Origin of the sequence: Pseudomonas sp. NCHU5216, assembly GCF_052156495.1 — a bacterium.
Taxonomy (GTDB): Bacteria; Pseudomonadota; Gammaproteobacteria; order Pseudomonadales; family Pseudomonadaceae; genus Aquipseudomonas.
On record NZ_JBQLIX010000033.1, the window covers coordinates 44735 to 63971 of the forward strand.

The following is a 19237-nucleotide window of genomic DNA, read 5'->3' on the forward strand; positions in this document are numbered from 1 at the left end:
ATAGCTGTATTTTTATACAGTATATTTTTGGAGCCCGATCATGTCCGTCAGCATGCCGCCACGGGGCCGTGGCACTGCCAGCAATCCGCACAACCGCTTTGCGCCGACCCGCTCGGAGCAGGAGGACGACGGCTGGTATCAGGACGAAACCCCGCCCAGCCGCGCCACCGAGGTGCGCAAGGAGAAGGCGAAGACGGCGATCACCTGCAACGACTCGCCGGACGTCGGCTTCGACCGCTCGGTAAACCCCTACCGAGGCTGCGAGCACGGCTGTATCTACTGCTTCGCCCGCCCCTCCCATGCCTACTGGGACATGTCGCCGGGCATCGACTTCGAGACTCGCCTGATCGCCAAGACCAACCTGGCCGAGCGCCTGGAAGAGCAACTGCAGAAGCCCGGCTACGTGCCGCAGCCCATCGCCCTGGGCATCAACACCGACGCCTACCAGCCCATCGAACGCGAACAGCGCCTGACCCGCCAGGCCCTGGAAATTCTGCTGCGCTACAAGCACCCGCTGAGCATCATCACCAAGGGCTCGCTGATCCTGCGCGACCTCGACCTGCTCAGCGAGCTGGCCAGCCATAATCTGGTCAGCGTGGCGTTCAGCCTGACCACCCTGGACGACGAGCTGAAACGCATCATGGAGCCGCGCACCGCAGCGCCGGCCGCGCGTCTGCGCGCCATGCGCACGCTGCACGAGGCAGGCGTGCCGGTGAGCGTGATGTGTGCGCCGATGATTCCGATGATCAACGACATGGAACTGGAAGCCCTGCTCGAAGCCGCGGCCGATGCCGGCGCGCGCTCGGCCGGCTACGTGCTGCTGCGCCTGCCGCTGGAGATCGCCGACCTGTTCGAGGAATGGTTGCAGGTGCATTTCCCCGAGCGCGCCGCCCATGTCATGAGCCTGATCCGCCAGAGCCGCGGCGGCAAGAACTACGACAGCCGCTTCGGCAGCCGCATGCGCGGCGAGGGCCAGTTCGCCGAACTGCTGGCCCAGCGCTTTCGCCTGGCGCGGCGCAAGTTCGGCCTGGACAAGCGCGAGCGCGTGGTGCTGGACTGTTCACAGTTCTGCCCGCCGGGGATGCAATTGAGCCTGCTCTGACTTGGCGCCCGCCGCCGATATGTTAAAACGTCGCAACACGAGGCATTGAGCGACGCAGCCCCATGACCCGCACCTCCCGCGTAGCCGACCCGTCCTACGAGCTGATGGACGACCACGAAGGCCATTCGCTGATCTACCGTCAGCACGGCTTTCCTTCGCCCCTGGTGCGCTGGCACTTCCACAAGGAATACGAGCTGCACCTGATCGTCGCCAGCTCGGGCAAGGTGTTCATCGGCGACTACATCGGCAACTTCGCCCCCCATACCCTGTTCCTCACCGGCCCCGGCCTGCCGCATAACTGGATCAGCCAGGTGGAGGACGGCGAAGTGGTCGAGACTCGCGACATGCTGGTCAACTTCACCGACGAGGTGCTGGAAAGTGGCAGCGCGGTGTTCGCCGAACTCAAGACCCTGCACCCCTTGCTGGCCCGCGCGCAGTTCGGCATCGAGTTCCGCGACCCACAGGTGATACGCGAAGCCGCCGTGCTGCTGCGCAGGATCGCAGACAGCCGGGGCATCACCCGCCTGGGGCACTTCTTCATCCTCATGGAGCTGCTGGCCGCCAGCGAGGATTACCAGTTGCTCTCGACCCTGACCTCCTCGGAGCTGGGCGACGAGCAGCATGTCGAGCGCATCAACCGCGCGGTGGACTACATCTTCCAGCACTACGCGCAAGGCATCGGCCAGGAGGAAGTCGCCGAATACCTGGGCATGACCCCCACCTACTTCTCACGCTTCTTCAAGCAGGCCACCGGTCGCGGCTTCGTCGAGTTCGTCAACCGCCTGCGGGTGAGCAAGTCCTGCGAGCTTTTGAGCCAGAGCGACAAGCCGGTGACCGAGGTGTGCTTCGAGTCCGGCTTCAGCAACATCTCCAACTTCAACCGCCGCTTCCAGCAGCTCAAGGGCATGACGCCCTCGGGTTATCGCAAGCTGGTGGTGCAACGTCTGACCGAGCAAAATCTGTACTGAATCGGACGCGGCGTTCTCCTGCAACTTCCTCTTCAGCCCTACTGCCAGACGGATCCACCGGCCGCTCGGGCGGTTTTACGCTGTTCATCGAGTGCAAAAAAGTATCGGTCGCTGTGCGCTCAAGGATTTGTTCGCGCGCCCTTGCGGGGGTGTAATCCGGCCCGAGCGAAACAAAAACAATAGCGTTCTTCCGTAGCCGCCCCGGCGCGGAAGAGGAGTTCACAAGCATGAACCACTCGATCAAGGCCCTGGTGGCCACCTCTTGCCTGTCCTTCGCCGTGCTTGCTCAGGGCGCCGAAACCCTGACGATCGCCACGGTCAACAACAGCGACATGATCCGCATGCAGCGGCTGTCGAAGACCTTCGAGCAGCAGCACCCGGACATCCAGCTCAAGTGGGTGGTGCTCGAAGAGAACGTGCTGCGCCAGCGCCTGACCACCGATATCGCCACCCAGGGCGGCCAGTTCGACGTGCTCACCATCGGCATGTACGAGGCGGCGCTGTGGGGCGAGAAAGGCTGGCTGGCGCCGATGACCGATCTGCCGGCCGATTACGACCTCGACGACGTGTTCCCCTCGGTGCGCGAAGGCCTGTCGGCCAAGGGCACGCTGTACGCCCTGCCGTTCTACGCCGAAGCCTCGATCACCTATTACCGCAAGGATCTGTTCGAGCAGGCCGGCCTGACGATGCCGGAACAGCCGACCTGGGAGCAGATCGCCGAATTCGCCGGCAAGCTGCACCAACCGGACAAGGGCATCTATGGTCTGTGCCTGCGCGGCAAGGCCGGCTGGGGCGAGAACATGGCGCTGATCACCACCCTGGCCAACGCCTTCGGCGCCCGCTGGTTCGACGAGCAATGGCAGCCGGAATTCACCGGCAGCGAGTGGAAGAACGCGCTGAACTTCTATGTCGACAACATGAAGAAGTACGGCCCGCCAGGCGCCTCCAGCAACGGCTTCAACGAGAACCTGGCGCTGTTCAACAGCGGCAAGTGCGCGCAGTGGGTCGACGCCAGTGTGGCCGGCTCCTTCGTCACCGACGAGTCGCAGAGCAAGGTGGCCGACTCGGTAGGCTTCACCTTCGCCCCCACCCAGGTCACCGACAAGGGCGCTTCCTGGCTGTACTCCTGGGCGCTGGCGATTCCCACCAGCTCCAAGGCCAAGGACGCCGCCAAGACCTTCGCTGCCTGGGCCACCTCCAAGGACTACGCCAAGCTGGTGGCCGACACCGACGGCGTGGCCAACGTGCCACCGGGCACCCGCGCCTCCACCTACAGCGAGGCCTACATGCAGGCCGCGCCGTTCGCCAAGGTGACACTGGATTCGCTGAAGAAGGCCGACCCGGCCGATCCCAGCGCCAAGCCGGTGCCTTACGTGGGCATTCAGCTGGTGACCATTCCCGAGTTCCAGGCCATCGGCACCAGTGTCGGTAAGCTGTTCGCCGCCGCGCTCACCGGGCAGATGCAGCCGCAGCAGGCCCTGCAGGCGGCGCAGCAGAGCACCTCACGGGAAATGAAGCGCGCCGGCTATCCGAAGTAGCCATCTGTAGGGTGGACAACGCGAAGCTTGTCCACCGCTCTATGTCGCCAATGGTGGACAAAAAGAGCGTTGTCCACTCTACGTTTCACCACGACATCGCCTTTCGGAGGCACCATGAACACCTCGGCCATCGATACCCCCGCCGTGCAGGCCAGCACGCCGGTGGCGCGCAAGCCCCGGCGCCTGGCGCCCGGCTGGTTCCTGGTCAGCCCCTCGGTCGTCCTGCTGCTGATCTGGATGATCGTGCCGCTGGGCATGACGGTGTATTTCTCGCTGATCCGCTACAACCTGCTCTACCCCGGCGAGAACGGCTTCGTCGGCCTGGAGAATTTCGAGTATTTCGTCACCGACGCTGCCTTCCTCTCCGGCGCCCTCAACACCCTGCTGCTGGTGGGCAGCGTGCTGTTGATCAGCGTGGTGTTCGGTGTGCTGATCGCCGCGCTGCTGGAGGCCAGCGAGTTCTTCGGCCGCGGCATCGTGCGCGTATTGCTGATCTCGCCGTTCTTCATCATGCCCACGGTCAGCGCGCTTTTGTGGAAGAACCTGATCTTCCATCCGGTGTCGGGCATTCTCGCCGCCATCTGGCAGTTCTTCGGCGCCCAGCCGGTGGACTGGCTGGCGCACTATCCGCTGCTGTCGATCATCCTCATCGTCTCCTGGCAGTGGCTGCCGTTCGCCATCCTGATCCTGATGACCGCCATGCAATCGCTGGATCAGGAGCAGAAGGAAGCCGCGCGCCTCGACGGCGCCGGGCCCATCGCCATCTTCTGGCACCTCACCCTGCCGCACCTGGCGCGGCCGATTGCCGTGGTGGTGATGATCGAGACCATCTTCCTGCTCTCGGTGTTCGCCGAGATCTACACCACCACCAGCGGCGGCCCCGGCTACGAGTCCACCAACCTCGCCTACCTGATCTACAACCAGGCGCTGCTGCAGTTCGACGTCGGCATGGCCTCGGCCGGCGGGCTGATCGCGGTGGTCATCGCCAACATCGCCGCCATCGTGCTGATCCGCATGATCGGCAAGAACCTGACCGAGCGGCAGTGAGGAGCGCAGCATGCTGACCCTGAAACAGTCCCGGCGCCTGCACAGCCTGATCATCGGCCTTCTGGCCTGGGCCATCGCCGCGCTGATCTTCTTCCCGATTTTCTGGATGGTGCTGACCAGCCTGAAGACCGAGATCGACGCCTTCGCCACGCCGCCGCAGTTCATCTTCACCCCGACGCTGGAAAACTACCTGCACATCAACGAGCGCAGCGACTACTTCGCCTTCGCCTGGAACTCGGTGCTGATCTCCGCCTCGGCGACCTTGCTGGGCATGCTCCTGGCGGTGCCGGCCGCCTACTCCATGGCCTTCTTCGAGACGCGCCACACCAAGCGCACGCTGCTGTGGATGCTGTCTACCAAGATGCTGCCGCCGGTGGGTGTGCTGGTGCCGATCTATCTGCTGGCCAAGCAGTTCGGCCTGCTCGATTCACGCCTGGCGCTGATCATCATCTACACCCTGATCAACCTGCCGATCCTGGTATGGATGGTGTACACCTACTTCAAGGACATCCCCGTGGACATCCTCGAAGCCGCGCGCCTGGACGGCGCCAGCACCTGGCAGGAGATCGTCCGCGTGCTGCTGCCGATCGCCCGTGGCGGCCTGGCCTCGACCATGTTGCTGTCGCTGATCCTGTGCTGGAACGAGGCCTTCTGGTCACTCAACCTGACCAGCTCCGCCGCCGCCCCGCTGACCGCGCTGGTGGCCTCCTACTCCAGCCCCGAAGGCCTGTTCTGGGCCAAGCTCTCTGCCGTTTCGACCCTGGCCTGCGCGCCCATCCTGATCTTCGGCTGGATCAGCCAGAAGCAGTTGGTGCGTGGCCTGTCGTTCGGCGCCGTCAAATAAGAGGTTCATGTCATGGCTGATCTGAAGATCCGCAACCTGAAAAAAGGCTTCGACGGTACGGCGATCATCCAGGGCGTCGACCTGGATATCCGCGACCGCGAGTTCGTGGTGTTCGTCGGCCCCTCGGGCTGCGGCAAGTCCACCCTGCTGCGCCTGATCGCCGGGCTGGAAGAAGTCAGCAGCGGCCATATCGAGCTCGACGGCCAGGACATCACCGATGTCGCCCCGGCCAAGCGTGACCTGGCCATGGTGTTCCAGACCTACGCGCTGTACCCACACATGACCGTGCGCAAGAACCTCTCCTTCGCCCTCGACCTGGCGCGGGTGGGCAAGCAGGAAGTCGCAGCCAAGGTGGCCGACGCCGCGCGCATCCTGCAACTCGAAGCCCTGCTCGAGCGCAAGCCCAGGCAGCTTTCCGGCGGCCAGCGCCAGCGCGTGGCCATCGGCCGCGCCATCGTGCGCAACCCGAAGATCTTCCTGTTCGACGAGCCGCTGTCCAACCTCGACGCCGCCCTGCGCGTGCAGACCCGCCTGGAACTGGCACGGCTGCACAAGGAGCTACAGGCCACCATGATCTACGTGACCCACGATCAGGTGGAGGCCATGACCCTGGCCGACAAGGTGGTGGTGCTCAATGGCGGCCGCGTCGAGCAGGTGGGCTCGCCTCTGGAGCTGTATCACCACCCGGCCAACCTGTTCGTTGCCGGTTTTCTCGGTACACCGAAGATGGGCTTTCTGCGCGGCACCCTGCACAAGGCCCAGGCCGATAGCTGCGAGGTGCAACTGGAATGCGGCGCGCAACTGATGCTGCCGCTGTCCGCCGCCGGCCTCGAGGTCGGCAGCGCGGTGACCCTGGGGGTGCGCCCCGAGCACCTCAACCTGGTCGGCGAGGGTGCCGGGCGCCTGCAGGTGAACGCCGACGTCAGCGAGCGCCTGGGCAGCGACACCTTCTGCCACGTGCGCTGCGCCTCGGGAGAGATGCTCACGGTGCGCGTGCGTGGCGACTTCGCCCCGCGTTATGGCGAGGCATTGACGCTGGATTTCGATCCGGCGCACTGCCACCTCTTCGACGCCGCCGGCCAGGCCGTCGCCAAACCCCTGCAGCAGGCCGCCTGACGCCACTTCATGACGGGATCATCCAGATGAAACTCAATCGCCAGCAGCTTTCCCAGCTTGGCGGCGCCGTCGCGCTGCCGCAATACGACCCGCGCACGCTCCGCAACGGCATCGCCCATATCGGCGTCGGCGGCTTTCACCGCGCCCACCAGGCGGTTTACACCGACGCCCTGATGAACCGCGGCCAAGCCCTGGACTGGGGCATCTGCGGCGTCGGCGTGCGCAGCGAAGACCGCGCCATGCGCGACGCCCTGGCCAGCCAGGACTTTCTCTACAGCCTGGTGGAACTGGGCGACGAACCGAACCTGCCGGTGCGGGTGATCGGCGCCATCACCGACATGCTGCTGGTCGAGGACTCACCCCAGGCGCTGATCGACAAGCTGGCCGACCCGACCATCCGCATCGTCTCGCTGACCATCACCGAAGGCGGCTATTGCATCGACGACAGCACTGGGGAATTCCTCGCCGAATTGCCAGCCATTGCCCACGACCTGCACCACCCCGAGTCGCCGCGCAGCGTGTTCGGCCTGCTCTGCGCCGCCCTGGCCAAGCGCCGCGCCGCCGGCACCCCGGCCTTCACCCTGATGTCCTGCGATAACCTGCCGCACAACGGCACGGTCACGCGCAAGGCGCTGCTGGCCTTCGCCCGCCTGGCCGACCCCGAGCTCGCTAGCTGGATTGACCAGCACGTGAGCTTTCCCAACGCCATGGTCGACCGCATCACGCCGATGACCAGCGCCACCCATCGCCAGCAACTGGCCGAACAGCACGGCGTCGAGGATGCCTGGCCGGTGGTCTGCGAGCCCTTCGTGCAATGGGTGCTGGAAGACCGCTTCGTCAACGGCCGCCCAGCCTGGGAAGAGGTGGGCGTGCAGTTCACCGACGATGTCACGCCCTACGAGGAAATGAAGATCAAGCTGCTCAACGGCAGCCACCTGGCGCTGACCTACCTGGGCTTTCTCAAGGGCTATCGCTACGTTCACGAAACCATGAACGACCCGCTGCTGCGCCGCTACGTGCGCACCTTCATGGATCTCGACGTGACCCCGCAACTGGCGCCGGTGCCGGGCATCGACCTGCACGCCTACAAGGACACTCTGATCGAGCGCTTCTCCAACCAGGCCATCGCCGATCAGTTGGAGCGGGTCTGCTCGGACGGCTCGTCGAAGTTTCCCAAGTTCATCGTGCCGACGATCAACCGTCTGATCGAAGACGGCCGGCCACTGGAGCGCGCGGCGCTGGTGGTCGCGGCCTGGGCGTTGTACCTCAAGGGCGTCGACGAGAACGGCACGGGCTATCGCATCCCCGATCCACGCGCCGAGTTCTGCCAGGCGCTGGTGGTCGATGACGACCTGGTGCGCCAGCGAGTGCTAGGCGTCGAAGCGATCTTCGGCACGGCCATCCCGCAGTCGGCGGCCTTCGTCACGGCCTTCGAGCTGTGTTACGACAGCCTGCGCCAGCTCGGCGTGACCCGCACCTTGCAGACCCTGCTGGGCGACTGAGCCATGTACCTCGGTATCGATTGCGGCACTCAGGGCACCAAGGCGCTGATACTGGACACCGAGAGCGGCCAGGTGCTCGGCGCCGGCAGCGCCAGCCATTCTCTGCACAGCGGCGCCAATGGCCACCGCGAACAGCAGCCGCAGCAATGGCTGGATGCCTTCGCCCAAGCCACTGGCCAGGCGCTGGCGGCAGCCGGTGTCAGCGGGGAGCAAATCCTCGGCATCGGCGTCTCCGGCCAGCAGCATGGTCTGGTGCTGCTCGACGAACAGGGCGATGTGCTGCGCCCGGCCAAGCTCTGGTGCGACACCGAATCGACCCCGGAAAACCAGCGCCTGCTCGCTCATCTCGGCGGCGAGGCCGGCTCGCTGCAACGCCTGGGCGTGGCCATCGCACCGGGCTACACGGTATCCAAGCTGCTCTGGACCAAGGAGCAACACCCCGATGTCTTCGCCCGCATCGCCCACATCCTGCTGCCCCACGACTACCTCAATCACTGGCTTACCGGCCGCGCTTGCAGCGAGTACGGCGACGCCTCCGGCACGGGGTATTTCGATGTGCGCACGCGCACCTGGGATACCGAACTGTTGAACTTCATCGACCCCAGCGGGCGCCTGTGCAACGCGCTGCCAGAGCTGATCGGGCCGGATCAGCCGGTGGGCCGCATCCGTCCGCAGATCGCCCGGCAACTGGGCCTGAACCCGGAGGCCGTGGTGGCCAGCGGCGGCGGCGACAACATGCTGGGCGCCATCGGCACCGGCAATATCCGCCCCGGAGCGATCACCATGAGCCTGGGCACCTCCGGCACGCTCTACGCCTACAGCGATCAGCCGACGGTCAGCCCACACGCCCAGGTGGCGACCTTCTGCTCGTCATCCGGTGGCTGGCTGCCGCTGATCTGCACCATGAACCTGACCAACGCCACGGGGCTGATCCAGCAGTTGCTGGAGCTGGATATCCACAGCTTTGGCGAACTGGTCGAACGCGCCCCCATCGGCGCCGAAGGCCTGCTGTTGCTGCCCTTCTTCAACGGCGAACGGGTGCCGGCCCTGCCCCGCTCGCGCGCCAGCCTGCTGGGCATGGACAGCGATAACCTGACCCGCACCAACCTGTGCCGGGCGGTGGTCGAAGGCACCGCCTTCGGTCTGCGCTACGGCCTCGACCTGCTGCGCGCCAGCGGCCTGCAGAGCGAGACCATCCGCCTGATCGGTGGTGCGGCGAAGAGCCCGGTGTGGCGCCAGGTGATCGCCGATATCATGGGCACCCCGCTGGTCTGCCCGCAGCACACCGAAGCCGCCGCCCTCGGCGCCGCCATCCAGGCGGCCTGGTGCCTGACACCGGGCAGCGACCGCCAGGCGCAACTGGCCGCGCTGTGCGAGCGCTGCGTGCATCTGGATGCCAGCACCCAGACGCAGCCCGACCCGGCGCGTACGGCGCAGTACGAGGTGGTCTATCAACGCTATCGCGAGCAGGTCAGCCGGCTCGCCGAAGGCAATCCGGCGTGAGAGCGCCACGGTTCTAGACGGAGACACACATGTATCTGGTCTGTGGCGAAGCACTGTTCGACGTGTTCATCCAGAACGACGGCGGGCGCAGCAACGAACTGGCCTTCAAGGCCATCGCCGGCGGCTCGCCGTTCAACGTGGCGCTGGGTCTACGCCGCATGGGCACCGACTCTGCGCTGTTCACCGGCATCTCTTCGGACAGCCTCGGCCAGCGTCTGCGCCAGGTGCTGCGCGAAGAAGGCGTGAGCGATGCCTACCTGATCGCCAGCGAGGCACCGACCACCCTGGCGATGGTCGGCCTGGACGCTGCCGGCTCGCCACATTACAGCTTCCGTGGCGCAGGCTGCGCCGACCGCCAGCTACTGGCCGAGCATCTGCCGAACCTGGATGATCGGGTGCGCGGCCTGCACCTCGGCTCCTTCTCCCTGGTGGTGGAGCCGGTGGCCAGTACGCTGCTGGCGCTGGTGCAACGTGAGCATGGCCGACGCCTGATCAGCCTCGACCCCAACGTGCGCCTCGGCCCGGCGCCGGATATCGCCCGTTGGCGCGAGCGCGTTGAAACATTCGCCCGTTACGCGCACCTGATCAAGGTCAGCGAGGAAGACCTGCAGTTGCTCTACCCGGAACGCGACCCGCAAGAGGTCGCGGCAAGCTGGCGCACCGAGCGCTGCCCACTGGTGTTCCTCACCCATGGCAGCGCGGGCGCCAGCGTCCACAGCCATCACGGGCAATGGTCTGCACCGGCGCTGGCTGTGCATACCCGTGATACCGTCGGCGCCGGCGATACCTTCCAGGCCGCGCTGCTCAGCTACCTGGCACGCCACCGGTTGGACAACCCCGAGGCGCTAGCGAGGCTGAACCGCGAGCAGATCGACGCCATGCTGCGCCTGGCCATCGCTGCAGCCGCGCTGACCTGTGAGCGGGTCGGCCCCGACCTGCCCTACCTGCATGAACTGGAACGGCAAAGCGCCCGCTGATCCTGCAGCGCTCCTGCTCCACTACACTCTTCTGGCGTCACGAGCCGGGCCTGGTGGAAAACGACCAGTTGTCGCACCGCCTGCGCAAGGCGAAACTGAGCGTGTGACTCGCACAGCGCAGCGACAGTCGTTCTAGCAGCGTCTTTTCAGGTAACCAGAGGTTCAGAGCATGCCTTACAAACACCAGGTGATTCCGCTGCAGACCCATGAGGGCAACGAAACCGCCGAACAAGCGCTGCGAAATATCGTCGATGGCTTCAAACGCTTTCGCAACGAGGTGTTTCCCCAGCAGGAAGAGCTGTTCAAGAAACTCGCGACCGCACAGAACCCACGCGCCATGTTCATCACCTGCGCCGACTCGCGCGTGGTGCCGGAACTGATCACCCAAAGCTCCCCAGGCGATCTCTTCGTCAACCGCAACGTCGGTAACGTGGTGCCGGCCTACGGGCAGATGATGGGCGGCGTTTCCACCGCCATCGAATACGCGGTGCTGGCCCTGGGCGTGCAGCATATCGTCGTCTGCGGCCACTCCGACTGCGGCGCGATGAAGGCCGTACTCAACCCGGAGTCGCTGGAAACCATGCCCACGGTAAAGGCCTGGCTGCGCCATGCCGAGGTGGCGCGCACCGTGGTGGCGGAGAACTGCAACTGCAGCAACGATCAGGAAGCCCTGGCGGTGCTCACCGAAGAAAACGTGGTGGCCCAGCTCAACCACCTGTGTACTCACCCTTCCGTGGCAGCCAAGCTGGCGCGTGGCCAACTGTTCATCCATGGCTGGGTGTATGACATCGAAACCAGCCAGATCAAGGCCTACGACGCCGAGCTGGGCAGCTTCCTGCCGCTCGATGGCGACAAGATGCCGATGGCCACGCCACGCGCACGCTTCGCGCAACCCTGAAACGAGATGGCCGGAGCACCAGGCTCCGGCCGTCCAGAAGGAAAAGACCATGCCCCGCGCCAGACGGTGCTGATCGCCCGCGCTGTGCTCGCGCACCTGGGGCATGGCCGTAGAAACCGGGTAAAAAAAGGAGCCTTGCGGCTCCTGGGTCTCAACCCTGGAGGCGCCTCATGCGAGACGCCTGTGAATAAAAAAGGAGCCCGGGTTACGCCCCGTCAAACTTGCCCATCCAACAGGCCGGGCTCCTGAGGTTAACCTTCGATTTCCACCAGCACTTCGCCCGGATTGACGCGGTCGCCCTTGGCCACATGAACGGCCTTGACCTTGCCGGCAATCGGCGCCTGCACTTCGGTTTCCATCTTCATCGCTTCGGTGATCAGCACCGCCTGACCGGCCTTGACCGTATCCCCTTCCTTGACCAGCACATCGACGATGTTGCCCGGCATGGTGGTGGACACGTCGCCCGGCTCGCCGGCCTGCTTGCGCTTGCCGCCGGAGCCTGCGACGAAATCATTGAGCGGCTCGAACACCACCTCTTCCGGCATGCCGTCGATGGACAGGTAGAAGTGGCGCTTGCCGTCACCCTTGACGCCCACGCCGGTGATGTCCACCCGGTAGCTTTCGCCGTGCACGTCGACCACGAATTCGGTCGGCACACCCTCGCCACCCACTGGCGCCGCGCCCTGGCTGGTGGGCATGGGCAGCAGCACTTCCGGCTTGAGGCTGCCGGCCTCGCGCTCCTCGAGGAACTTGCGGCCGATGTCGGGGAACATGGCGAAGGTCAGCACGTCCTCTTCGGACTTGGCCAGGCTGCCAATCTCTTCACGCAGGCGCGCCAGCTCGGGCTTGAGCAGGTCGGCCGGGCGCACGTCGATGACTTCCTCGCTGCCGATGGCCTGCTTGCGCAGTTGCTCGTCGACCTTGCCCGGCGCCTTGCCGTAGCGGCCCTGCAGGTACAGCTTCACCTCGTTGGTGATGGTCTTGTAGCGCTCGCCGGCCAGCACGTTGAAGAAGGCCTGGGTGCCGACGATCTGCGAAGTGGGCGTGACCAGCGGCGGGAAGCCGAGGTCCGCACGCACGCGCGGAATCTCTTCCAGCACTTCGTTCATGCGGTTCAGCGCGCCCTGTTCCTTGAGCTGGTTGGCCAGGTTGGAAATCATCCCGCCCGGCACCTGATTGACCTGCACGCGGGTATCCACGCCGGTGAATTCGCTCTCGAACTGGTGGTACTTCTTGCGCACGGCATGGAAGTACATGCCGATCTCCTGGATCAGCTCCAGATCCAGGCCGGTGTCGTACTGGCTGCCCTTGAGCGCGGCGACCATGGACTCGGTGCCGGGGTGGCTGGTGCCCCAGGCCAGGCTGGAGATGGCGGTGTCGATATGGTCGGCGCCGGCTTCGATGGCCTTGAGCTGGCACATCGAGCCGAGGCCGGCGGTGTCGTGGCTGTGGATGAACACCGGCAGGTCGACGTCGCTCTTCAGCGCCTTGACCAGCTCGAAGGTGGCATAGGGCGTGAGCAGGCCGGCCATGTCCTTGATGGCGATGGAGTCGATGCCCATGGCCTGCATGGCCTTGGCCTGGGCAACGAAGGCCTCGTTGGTGTGCACCGGGCTGGTGGTGTAGGCGATGGTGCCCTGGGCATGCTTGCCGGCAGCCTTGACCGCCTCGATGGCCACGCGCAGGTTACGCACGTCGTTCATCGCATCGAAGATGCGGAACACGTCGATGCCGTTGACCGCCGCCTTGGCGACGAAGGCCTTGACCACGTCATCGCTGTAATGGCGGTAGCCGAGCAGGTTCTGCCCGCGCAGAAGCATCTGCAGGCGGGTGTTGGGCAATGCGGCCTTGAGCTTGCGCAGACGCTCCCAGGGGTCTTCCTTGAGGAAGCGCACGCAGGCGTCGAAAGTGGCGCCGCCCCAGACTTCCAGCGACCAGTAGCCGACGCGGTCGAGCTTGTCGCAGATCGGCAGCATGTCTTCGGTGCGCATGCGCGTGGCCAGCAGCGACTGGTGAGCATCGCGCAGGACGGTATCGGTAACAGTGATCTTCTTGCTCATTTTTGTCTCCTGTAGCCCGGATGCAATCCGGGGCCGCAGCATCCCGGATTTCATCCGGGCTACGAATCGTTAGAGTCCCGCGTGGGCAGCGATGGCGGTGGCGATGGCGATGGCCAGGTGCGATGGGTTGCGCTTGATCGAGTACTGGGTCAGTTCCGGGTGGCTTTCGACGAAGCTGGTATTGAACTGGCCGCTACGGAATTCCGGGTTGCGCAGGATTTCCTGGTAATAGGGCGCGGTGGTACGCACACCCTGTACGCGCATGTCATCCAGGGCGCGCAGGCCTCGATCCATCGCCTCTTCCCAGGTCAGCGCCCAGACGATCAGCTTCAGGCACATCGAGTCGTAGTACGGCGGAATGGTGTAGCCGGTGTAGATCGCCGTGTCGGTGCGCACGCCGGGGCCGCCGGGCGCGTAATAACGGGTGATCTTGCCGAAGCTGGGCAGGAAGTTGTTCTTCGGATCCTCGGCGTTGATGCGGAACTGCAGGGCATAACCACGGTGGATGATGTCTTCCTGCTTCACCGACAGAGCCAGGCCCGAAGCAATACGGATCTGCTCACGCACGATGTCGATGCCGGTGATTTCCTCGGTGATGGTGTGCTCCACCTGCACCCGGGTGTTCATCTCCATGAAGTACACCTCGCCTTCGGCGAGCAGGAACTCCACGGTGCCGGCGTTCTCGTAACCCACGGCTTGCGCGGCGCGCACCGCCAGGTCGCCGATATAGGCGCGCTGTTCGGGGGTGAGCTGCGGGCTCGGGGCGATCTCGATGAGCTTCTGGTTGCGGCGCTGGATCGAACAGTCGCGCTCGTACAGGTGCACGGTGTTGCCATGGCTGTCGGCGAGAATCTGCGCTTCGATGTGCTTCGGGTTGACGATGCACTTTTCCAGGAAGACTTCCGCGCTGCCGAAGGCCTTGGTGGCCTCGGAGATGACGCGCGGATAGGCCTGCTCCAATTCCTCGCGGCTGTTGCAGCGACGGATGCCACGACCGCCGCCACCGGAAGTGGCCTTGAGCATTACCGGGTAACCGATGCGCTCGGCTTCACGCAGGGCTTCGGCCAGGTCGGCAACGTTGCCTTCGGTGCCCGGCGTGCAGGGCACGCCAGCGGCCATCATGCTGCGGCGCGCTTCGGTCTTGTCGCCCATGCGACGGATCACTTCAGCGCTCGGGCCGATGAACTTGACTCCACGCTCGGCGCAGATTTCCGCCAGTTCGGCATTCTCGGACAGGAACCCATAGCCTGGGTGCAGTGCATCGCAGCCGGTTTCCACGGCCAGATTGACCAGTTTGCGCGGGTTCAGGTAGCCGGCCAGCGGGTCATCACCGATGCTGTGCGCCTCGTCGGCACGCTTGACGTGCAGCGCATGGCGATCCGCCTCGGAATAGATGGCCACCGAGCGGATGCCCATTTCGGCACAGGCCCGCACGATGCGGACGGCAATCTCACCACGGTTGGCGATCAGTATTTTTCTTATCACGATCCAATCCTCAGCGCAGAGCTGCAAGGGCCGTTGCAACAGTTGGTTGCAAAACGTGGTGAAACCCTATCCGGCTATACGAATTAACAAAAATGAATAATTATTTGATCAAGCATAAGTTATTGCTTATGCATTAAATCGAAGAGGATTGAACCGTGCGTAAGACCCTGCTGCGCATGACGCTGCGCCAGCTTCAGGTGTTCCGTGCCGTGTGCGAACAGGGCTCCTACAGCCGCGCGGCCGAGGAAATGGCACTGACCCAGCCAGCCGTCAGCTTGCAGATTCGCCAGCTCGAGGAGCTGGTCGGCCAGCCCCTGTTCGAGTACGTCGGCAAGAAACTCTACCTGACCGAGGCCGCCGAGGCGCTGCGCCGCGCCAGCAGCGATATCTTCGGCCGCCTGGAAAGCCTGGACATGCAGTTATCGGACTTGCAGGGCTCGCTGCAGGGCCAACTCAACCTGTGCGTGGAATCCAGCGCGAAGTATTTCGTACCGCACCTGTTCGCCGAATTTCGCCGCCAGTATCCGGAGGTCAGCCTCAACCTCACGGTGGTCAACCATGCCCTGGTGGTGCGCCGCCTGACCCTGAGCCGCGATGACCTGATGATCATGAGCCAGGTGCCACAGGACATGGCGCTGGACTTCATGCCCTTTCTCGAGAACCCCATCATCGCCGTGGCGCCACCCCAGCACCCGCTGTGCGAGCGCGAAGCCCTGCATCTGCAGGATCTGACCGCCTACCCGCTGCTGATCCGCGAAAACGGTTCAGGCACCCGCCGCGCCTGCGAGGAATATTGCCACCAGAAGCGCGCGCACTTTCCGCAGACCATGGAAATAGGCTCGCTGGAGTCGCAACGTGAAGCGGTGCTGGCCGGCCTCGGCCTGGCCTTGCTACCGCGTCACGCGGTACGCCTGGAGCTGCAGCACGGCCTGCTGCGCGAGCTGCCAGTCACCGAACTGCCACTGCAACGCAGTTGGTGCGTGGTGAATATCCGCGGCAGGCGCCTGTCGCCCGTGGCGCAGGCCTTCGTCGATTTCATCCGCAGTGAACGGGCCGCCATCGTGCGGCTGGGGGAACGCTTTCAGCACAGCAGCCCGTAGCGGCAATCAGGCCGCGCTACGCTGCCCATCGACCAGATAACCGCCCGGAATCAGCTCGGGGAAGTCGGCCAACTCACGCTGCAAACGGCACTGCTCGGCATAGGTCTCGATGGCCCGGCGGTAGGCCATGCGCCGCTGATCCTGCAGCTTGCGACGGGTCTTGGCATCAGGTTGGGCGAGCAACAGCGCGTCATCGAAGATACGAGGCATCTCGGTTCTCCCGGAACGAGGACTGGAGGCCTCAGCTTGCTCCGGGCAGATGACGCTTTGACGGCAGCGACGTGAACAGCCGGTTAAAGACGCCTCAGTCTTCCGCCGCCTTGATCGATTTGGGTGACAGCCGCAGGCTGCGCAGGCTGCGCTTGACGCTCTTGAGGTGGTTGACCAGGCTCGGCCCGCGCGCCATGGCCACGCCCATGGCCAGCACGTCGATCACCACCAGGTGGGCGATGCGCGAGGTCAGCGGGGTGTAGATCTCGGTGTCTTCCTGCACGTCGATGGCCAGGTTGACCGTGGCCAGCTCGGCCAGAGGCGTCTGACTCGGGCACAGGGTGATCAGGTTGGCGCCGGATTCGCGCACCAGGTTGGCACTGATCAGCAGATCCTTGGAGCGCCCGGATTGGGAAATGCACACCGCTACGTCGCCTGGTTGCAGGGTCACCGCGCTCATCGCCTGCATGTGCGGGTCGGAATAGGCCGCCGCATTGAGCAGCAGACGGAAGAACTTGTGCTGGGCATCGGCCGCCACCGCACCGGATGCACCGAAGCCATAGAACTCCACACGCTGCGCATTGGAGCAGGCGGCGATGGCGCGCTGCAAGGCCTCGGGATCGAGCTTCTCGCGCACCTCCATCAGCGTATGCAGGGTGGTGTCGAAGATCTTCAGGCTGAAATCGGCGACCGAGTCGTCCTCATGAATGGCGAACTGGCCAAAACTGGCACCAGCGGCCAGGCTCTGCGCCAACTTCAGCTTGAGGTCCTGGAAACCACTGCAACCGATGGCCCGGCAGAAACGCACGATGGTCGGCTCGCTGATACCGACGCTGTGCGCCAGCTCGGCCATGGAGCTGTGCATCACCGATGCAGGATCGAGCAGGACATGATCGGCCACCTTGAGCTCGGACTTGCGCAGCAGGTGGCGCGACTGGGCGATGTGTTGCAACAGATTCACGGTGTAGGGCTCTTCGCAGAAAAGGGGCAACCACGGGCGCCAGATCGAGCGAGGCTCGGTTATGATCGGGAAACGGCGGTTGTAGTGACCTTGTAGTTATACTACATGGAGCGCACCCGCGCACCGTCAACAGGCGGATTTCCACGACCTGTTACAACCCAGTCGGAGCTTTTTCCTTGATCATCCCCTGCGACATGCTGGTTTTCGGCGGCACAGGCGATCTGGCCCTGCACAAGCTGCTGCCCGCGCTTTATCACCTGCACCGCGACGGCCGCCTGCACCCTGACACACGCATCCTTGCTCTGGCGCGCACTCCTCACACTCGCGAGGCCTATCAGGCCCTGGCCGAACGCCGCTGCCGCGCCCAGGTGGCGCGCAGCGACTTCGACAGCGACACCTGGAACCGCTTCGCCGCGCGCCTCGACTACTTCGCCATGGACGCCGCGCAGAGCGCCGAGTTCTCGCGCCTGGCCCGCCGCCTGGGCAACGACGAGCGCGTGCGCGTCTACTACCTGGCAACCGCACCCAGCCTGTTCGAGGACATCGCTTCGCACCTGGCCAATGCCGGTCTGGCTGGCCCGCTGTCGCGCATCGTGCTGGAAAAACCCATCGGCCATTCGCTGGAGTCGGCCCGCGCCATCAACGCGGCGATCGGCGCTGTGTTCGACGAATCCAGGGTGTTCCGCATCGATCACTATCTGGGCAAGGAAACCGTGCAGAACCTCATGGCGCTGCGCTTCGCCAATGCCCTGTTCGAGCCGGTGTGGCGTGCCGGGCATATCGACCACATCCAGATAAGCGTCTGCGAAACCCTTGGCGTGGAAAATCGCGGCGCCTACTACGATCAGGCCGGCGCCATGCGCGACATGGTGCAGAACCACCTGCTGCAACTGCTCTGCCTAGTGGCCATGGAGGCGCCGGTGCGCTTCGACGCCGAATCCGTGCGCAACGAGAAGGTGAAGATTCTCGAAGCCCTCAAACCCATCAGCGGCCTCGACGTGCAGGACAAGACCGTGCGCGGCCAGTACACCGCCGGCAAGATCGGCGGCCAGGACGTGCCGGCCTACTACTTCGAGAAGAACGTCGACAACGACAGCGACACCGAAACCTTCGTCGCCGTGCAGGTGGAGATCGATAACTGGCGCTGGGCTGGCGTGCCCTTCTACCTGCGCACCGGCAAGCGTCTGGCGCGCAAGACCTCGGAAATTCTCATCCAGTTCAAGCCCGTGCCGCACCGTCTGTTCGCCGAGGGCCAGGCCAACCAGCTATTGATTCGCCTGCAACCGGAAGAACGCATCAGCCTGCAATTGATGGCCAAGCACCCCGGCAAGGGCATGCACCTGAACCCGGTGGAGCTGGATCTCAACCTGGCCAACGCCTTCAACAAGCAGCGCCGCTGGGATGCCTACGAGCGCCTGCTGCTCGACGTCATCGAAGGCGACTCGACCCTGTTCATGCGCCGCGACGAAGTGGAGGCCGCCTGGAGCTGGGTCGACCCCATCCTGCAAGGCTGGCATCAACACTACCAGAGCCCACGCCCTTACCCGGCTGGCAGCGACGGCCCGGAGCAGTTGCAATACCTGCTGGAACGCCATGGAAGGCACTGGGCCGAGTGAGACAATTGCGCAATTTCTTGCACAGCAAAATGTGGATAACCCTGTGGATAGATAGCTGTAGGACACGCTGGCAAAGGCATTGAAGGCACTGCGCAAAAACTTGCGCAGCAGTGCGCAACTTCTTGCGCACTTTTTCGTGACCTGGCACGCAATATGACCATGTGACGCTTAATGGTCACGCTAAATCACTGATTTATATCGCTTTATAAAAGTTGGCACGCAGATCGCTTTACACCAGGCTCCCGGATCACTTCCGATCCATGACCCAGGCAAGGAGAGCACTCATGCCAACACCCGCGTATCTGTCCCT

General features: G+C 64.4%; 16 protein-coding genes. 12 read left to right on the plus strand and 4 right to left on the minus strand.

From position 1 onward, the window contains the following. Window positions 1–40: 40 nt before the first annotated feature. The 10 genes from ACSVIK_RS19845 (at window position 41) to ACSVIK_RS19890 (ending at window position 11495) form a co-directional block, all read left to right on the plus strand. A complete protein-coding gene (locus tag ACSVIK_RS19845) occupies window positions 41–1102 on the plus strand; it encodes a PA0069 family radical SAM protein (protein ID WP_442445936.1) in 1062 nt (353 codons plus the stop codon). A gap of 62 nt (window positions 1103–1164) precedes the next feature. Then, window positions 1165–2070, plus strand: coding sequence for an AraC family transcriptional regulator (locus ACSVIK_RS19850; protein WP_442445937.1), 906 nt, complete (start codon window positions 1165–1167; stop codon window positions 2068–2070). A 227-nt stretch (window positions 2071–2297) separates the two neighbouring features. Further along, window positions 2298–3608: an ABC transporter substrate-binding protein gene (locus ACSVIK_RS19855; RefSeq protein ID WP_442445938.1), complete on the plus strand. Its 1311-nt coding sequence runs from the start codon at window positions 2298–2300 to the stop codon at window positions 3606–3608. Window positions 3609–3722: 114 nt separating this feature from the next. Next, on the plus strand, window positions 3723–4655 hold the full coding sequence (locus tag ACSVIK_RS19860) for a carbohydrate ABC transporter permease (RefSeq protein WP_442445939.1): 933 nt from the start codon (window positions 3723–3725) through the stop codon (window positions 4653–4655). Between the two features lie 10 nt (window positions 4656–4665). Beyond that, window positions 4666–5499 carry a carbohydrate ABC transporter permease gene (locus tag ACSVIK_RS19865; protein WP_442445940.1) on the plus strand — a complete coding sequence of 278 codons (834 nt, stop codon included), beginning with the start codon at window positions 4666–4668 and terminating at the stop codon, window positions 5497–5499. Window positions 5500–5511: 12 nt separating this feature from the next. Beyond that, a complete protein-coding gene (locus tag ACSVIK_RS19870) occupies window positions 5512–6615 on the plus strand; it encodes an ABC transporter ATP-binding protein (RefSeq protein WP_442445941.1) in 1104 nt (367 codons plus the stop codon). 26 nt (window positions 6616–6641) lie between these two features. Then, window positions 6642–8117, plus strand: a complete 1476-nt coding sequence (locus ACSVIK_RS19875) for a mannitol dehydrogenase family protein (RefSeq protein WP_442445942.1) — start codon at window positions 6642–6644, stop codon at window positions 8115–8117. Between the two features lie 3 nt (window positions 8118–8120). Beyond that, window positions 8121–9620, plus strand: coding sequence for a xylulokinase (gene xylB / locus ACSVIK_RS19880; protein WP_442445943.1), 1500 nt, complete (start codon window positions 8121–8123; stop codon window positions 9618–9620). A gap of 29 nt (window positions 9621–9649) precedes the next feature. Next, on the plus strand, window positions 9650–10597 hold the full coding sequence (locus tag ACSVIK_RS19885; RefSeq protein WP_442445944.1) for a carbohydrate kinase family protein: 948 nt from the start codon (window positions 9650–9652) through the stop codon (window positions 10595–10597). 169 nt (window positions 10598–10766) lie between these two features. Next, window positions 10767–11495 carry a carbonic anhydrase gene (locus tag ACSVIK_RS19890; RefSeq protein ID WP_442445945.1) on the plus strand — a complete coding sequence of 243 codons (729 nt, stop codon included), beginning with the start codon at window positions 10767–10769 and terminating at the stop codon, window positions 11493–11495. Between the two features lie 251 nt (window positions 11496–11746). Here the strand turns inward: ACSVIK_RS19890 and oadA are convergent, their stop codons facing one another. Continuing rightward, window positions 11747–13555 carry a sodium-extruding oxaloacetate decarboxylase subunit alpha gene (gene oadA / locus ACSVIK_RS19895; RefSeq protein WP_442445946.1) on the minus strand — a complete coding sequence of 603 codons (1809 nt, stop codon included), beginning with the start codon at window positions 13553–13555 and terminating at the stop codon, window positions 11747–11749. 69 nt (window positions 13556–13624) lie between these two features. Then, a complete protein-coding gene (locus ACSVIK_RS19900; protein WP_442445947.1) occupies window positions 13625–15040 on the minus strand; it encodes an acetyl-CoA carboxylase biotin carboxylase subunit in 1416 nt (471 codons plus the stop codon). 155 nt (window positions 15041–15195) lie between these two features. Between ACSVIK_RS19900 and ACSVIK_RS19905 the strand changes: the two genes are divergently transcribed. Next, window positions 15196–16140, plus strand: a complete 945-nt coding sequence (locus ACSVIK_RS19905) for a LysR family transcriptional regulator (protein ID WP_442445948.1) — start codon at window positions 15196–15198, stop codon at window positions 16138–16140. Window positions 16141–16146: 6 nt separating this feature from the next. Here the strand turns inward: ACSVIK_RS19905 and ACSVIK_RS19910 are convergent, their stop codons facing one another. Together ACSVIK_RS19910 and hexR are read right to left on the minus strand one after the other, a co-directional pair. Then, window positions 16147–16350, minus strand: coding sequence for a PA3496 family putative envelope integrity protein (locus tag ACSVIK_RS19910; RefSeq protein WP_442445949.1), 204 nt, complete (start codon window positions 16348–16350; stop codon window positions 16147–16149). A 94-nt stretch (window positions 16351–16444) separates the two neighbouring features. Continuing rightward, on the minus strand, window positions 16445–17311 hold the full coding sequence (gene hexR / locus ACSVIK_RS19915; protein WP_442445950.1) for a transcriptional regulator HexR: 867 nt from the start codon (window positions 17309–17311) through the stop codon (window positions 16445–16447). Between the two features lie 194 nt (window positions 17312–17505). Between hexR and zwf the strand changes: the two genes are divergently transcribed. Continuing rightward, complete coding sequence (gene zwf / locus ACSVIK_RS19920; RefSeq protein ID WP_442445952.1) at window positions 17506–18927, plus strand: glucose-6-phosphate dehydrogenase; 1422 nt, start codon at window positions 17506–17508, stop codon at window positions 18925–18927. The last annotated feature ends 310 nt before the right edge of the window (window positions 18928–19237 follow it).